The organism is Kitasatospora sp. NPDC007106, from assembly GCF_040634455.1.
GTDB lineage: Bacteria > Actinomycetota > Actinomycetes > Streptomycetales > Streptomycetaceae > Kitasatospora > Kitasatospora arboriphila.
Genome location: NZ_JBEYFP010000602.1, coordinates 1 through 3,704 on the forward strand (window position 1 = coordinate 1; position 3,704 = coordinate 3,704).

Here is a 3,704-nt window from a genome sequence, read left to right on the forward strand (position 1 = left end):
CCGCTCGGCCTCGATCTCCGCCTCCACCAGCTCGCGCTGGGAGGCGACCGAGGTGTACTCCCCCGCCGCCATCGAGAAGGCGCCGGCGGCGAGACCGGCGAGACCGGTGAGGAGGACGGCGCTGCGGCCGGCGTCCCCGCCGACCACGCCGCTCACCAGGGCGAGGTTGGAGACCAGGCCGTCCATCGCGCCGAAGACGGCGGGCCGCAGCCAGCCGCCGTTCACGTCGCGGTGGTGCCCGTCCTCCGGGATGCGCGGCATCGGCTCCTCGGTGGCGGTCGGGTGTGTCACGGTGCTCATGGGTCAGGCCCCCCTGTCGGACGTCCCCCCTGCACAGCCGGGCACGGCGCCGTCGCCATGGGCCTGGGCAGGGTTGCCCGCAGGGCTCTACGGGTTCGAACGTAGCCCGTTGACCTGCGACTTTCCAGCAAAGTAAGGCTGTCCGAACATGCCGGCGGCCGCCCTCCACACGGGGTGGCGGGCGGCCGTCGGGCGGGCGTTCCGGCAGGTCAGACGGGGATCAGGCCGGCTGCTCCGGGGCGGTGTCGGCCGGCGCGGCGGTGCGCTCGGCGCCGCGGGTGCTGTCCGAGGAGCGGGACGGACCGTCCTCGGCCGCCTCCGCGCGGGCCGCCGGGTCGATGGAGTCCGGTGCCTCCCGGCCGGGGCGCAGCCGCGCGGACACCACCAGGTAGGCCACGGCGGCCACGAAGACCACGATCGAGGTCCAGTCGTTGAGGCGCAGGCCCAGGATGTGGTGCGCCTCGTCGATGCGCAGGTACTCGATCCAGAACCGGCCCACGGTGTACGCGGCGACGTACAGGGCGAAGGCCCGGCCGTGGCCGAGGGTGAAGCGGCGGTCGGCCCAGATCACCAGCAGGGCCACGCCGACGCACCAGAGCGACTCGTACAGGAAGGTGGGGTGGAAGACGCCCTCGATCACGGTGCCGTCCGACTCCACCTTGTGGATCTCCAGGCCCCAGGGCAGCGTGGTCGGCTTGCCGTACAGCTCCTGGTTGAACCAGTTGCCCCAGCGGCCGAAGGCCTGGGCGAGGGCGATGCCGGGCGCGATGGCGTCGGCGTAGGCGGGCAGCGGCACGCCGCGGCGGCGGCAGCCGATCCACGCACCGACCGCGCCGAGCGCGATCGCACCCCAGATGCCGAGGCCGCCCTCCCAGATCTTGAAGGCGTTCCACGGGTTCTTGCCGTCGCCGAAGTACAGCTGGTGATCGGTGATCACGTGGTACAGCCGGCCGCCGACCAGGCCGAAGGGCACGGCCCAGACGGCGATGTCGCCGACGGTGTGCTTGGCACCACCCCGGGCGACCCAGCGCTTGCTGCCGAGCCAGACCGCGACGACGACGCCGATGATGATGCAGAACGCGTAGGCGCGCAGCGGGACCGGCCCCAGGTAGAGGACGCCCCGCGACGGGCTCGGGATGTATGCGAGATCCATGGCAGGGTCGACGCTACCGTGTCCCGGCCGCCGGATCGGCACCGGCGCGGGTCACAGCTTCCGAACGGTCGCGGGGCGCCCGGGTCGGGCGGCCGGTCAGGGGGTGGCCGCGGCGCTCGTGGCCTGGGCCGCGGGCGATCCGGTGGTGCCGAGCTTCTTGCCCTGGTTGGCCTCGTCGACCCACTTCACGAGGTTCTCCGGGGAGATCTGCTCGTCGCCCTTCTTCGGGTAGATCGGGGTGCCGTTCAGCGTCAGGGTCGGCGTGGACTTGAAGCCGGACTTGTCGAAGTCCTGCTGGACGGCGGAGACCCAGTCGCCGTACTTGTTGTCGTTGACGCAGGCCCGGAAGGCCGGGGTGTCCAGGCCGGGGACCTGCTGGGCGAGGTCGATCAGGGCCGCCTTGTCGCCGTAGGTGTCGGCGGTCTCCGGCGGCTGGTTCTTGTAGAGGACGTCGTGGTAGGCGCGGAACTTGCCGGCGTCCTGCGCGCAGGCGAGGGCGTTGGCGCCGTACTTGGAGCCCTTGCCGCCGAGCGAGCGGTCGATGAACGACACGATGTGGTAGTTCACGGCGAGCTTGCCCGCGTCCTCCAGCTCGTTGACGGTCTGGGCGAAGGCCTGCTCGAAGCTGCCGCAGGCGGGGCAGCGCGGGTCCTCGTAGACGGTGAGCACGGAGGGGGCGTCGGCGGCGCCGGAGGGGATGACGAGGTTCTTCTCGCCGATGGTGCCGGTGGGGGCGGCGGTCGGCGTCTCCGGCGTGGAGCGCTCGTTCTGCACGATCACACCGGTGACGACCGCGGCGGCGATCACCGCGACCGCGACGCCGGCGACGATCAGCTGCTTCTTGCGGCGGCCACGGGCCTCGTCGGCGGCACGCTGCTGCAGCATGCGCTCGCGGGCTGTGCGCTTTCCTTCTCGGTTCTTGTCGCTCATGGGTGCTGTTTCCAAGGCCGTGTCCGGGTCGTCGGAGGGATGCGGGGTGTCCGCGGGGTCGGGGGTGCGGGCGCAGGTCGGGGGCCGTGCGGGGGCGGCGCGGGTCGGTGTCAGGCGGCGAGCCAGGAGTCGACGGAGAACTTCGTCCTCGGCCGGAAGACCAGCCAGAGGGCGAGCAGCAGGAAGCCGGTGTCGCGGAGGATCTCCCGGAAGTACTCCGTCTTGGACGCGTCGACCGTGCCGCCGCCGCCGAAGCATCCGCAGTCGATGGAGATGCCGCGGGCCCAGGCCGAGGCGATGCCCGCGATGAAGGTGAGCAGCAGCAGGGCTGAGACCGCGGCGACCAGCCTCGTGCCGAGGCCGATCAGCAGCAGCAGGGCGAGTGCGAGCTCCAGGAACGGCAGGCCGTAGCCGACCGGCTTGACCAGGGACTCGGGCAGGATCTCGTAGGCGCGGACGGCCTGGGCGGCCTCCGCCGGGTCGGAGATCTTGGCGAGCCCGGCCCAGCCCCAGACCACGGCGAGCCCGAGCCGGGCGGCCAGGCCGATCCATTCGGCGGCGGGCCCGGAGAGCAGCCGGCGGAGCCCTCCGTCGGCGTGCGGCCGGATCGTCTGCGGACTGGCCATGGCTCTCCCCCTGGGCATGTGCGGCTCCGCACGGCGCCGCGCGGCGCTGTACGGACTCGGTGCGGCGGGCCGCGGCGGGCGGCCCCTGACGGATGAACCGTAGAGGAAGAGGTACGGTTCCTCCGCATTAGCGAATTAAGCCGAAAGGGTGAGATTTTCGCTGCTGATGTCCGGCTTGTTCTAACGGGTCTGACGATCCGTCCGGCCGCAGCGGCCGCCCGGCGTGTCGGGGCCGGCGGACGGACGGCCGTGGTGGCCCGCCGCCGGGCCGTCGAGCTCGGCGAGGGCCGCCGCGGCGGCGGTGCAGGCCCGGGCGTCCCGGTCGGCCTGTTCGGCACCGCGTCTGGCCAGCGCCTGCCCCGCCGAGGTCTGCACCGCGAGGGCCGCGCCGAGCGCGAGGGCGGCGGCCGCCGCACGGATCAGGACGGCGCGGTGCAGGAACGGCACGGGCGGGCCTCTCGACGGTCTGGGCGGTTGCAGGGTGCACGAACCACGGAGTGCGGACGGCACCCTCAACCCGTCCCTCCGCTCAACGCGGGTCAATCGCGCGCGATGCGCACAGGGCCCGCTCTCCACTCGTCCGGGTGAACCGAACGCGCAACGGGAGCACTCCGGGAGGCGCCCGGGAACGCCGGCGGCCCGCCGCCTCGGGCGAGGCGGCGGCGCCACGATCTCCACTCACAGCCCGAGAAAAC

The 3,704-nt window shown here is 72.9% G+C and carries 5 protein-coding genes; all 5 read right to left on the minus strand.

The genetic code is table 11. From position 1 onward, the window contains the following. On the minus strand, window positions 1-261 hold a 261-nt coding region (locus tag ABZ641_RS29200; RefSeq protein ID WP_359986538.1), incomplete at its 3' end, for a VIT1/CCC1 transporter family protein. A gap of 259 nt (window positions 262-520) precedes the next feature. Further along, the gene (lgt, locus tag ABZ641_RS29205; RefSeq protein WP_359986530.1) at window positions 521-1,453 is read right to left on the minus strand and encodes a prolipoprotein diacylglyceryl transferase; all 933 of its coding nucleotides are present in this window, start codon (window positions 1,451-1,453) and stop codon (window positions 521-523) included. A 96-nt stretch (window positions 1,454-1,549) separates the two neighbouring features. Then, window positions 1,550-2,383, minus strand: coding sequence for a thioredoxin domain-containing protein (locus ABZ641_RS29210; RefSeq protein WP_359986533.1), 834 nt, complete (start codon window positions 2,381-2,383; stop codon window positions 1,550-1,552). 110 nt (window positions 2,384-2,493) lie between these two features. After that, window positions 2,494-3,009, minus strand: coding sequence for a MauE/DoxX family redox-associated membrane protein (locus ABZ641_RS29215; RefSeq protein WP_344624005.1), 516 nt, complete (start codon window positions 3,007-3,009; stop codon window positions 2,494-2,496). Between the two features lie 180 nt (window positions 3,010-3,189). Further along, window positions 3,190-3,456, minus strand: coding sequence for a hypothetical protein (locus ABZ641_RS29220; protein WP_359986536.1), 267 nt, complete (start codon window positions 3,454-3,456; stop codon window positions 3,190-3,192). Window positions 3,457-3,704: the final 248 nt, after the last annotated feature.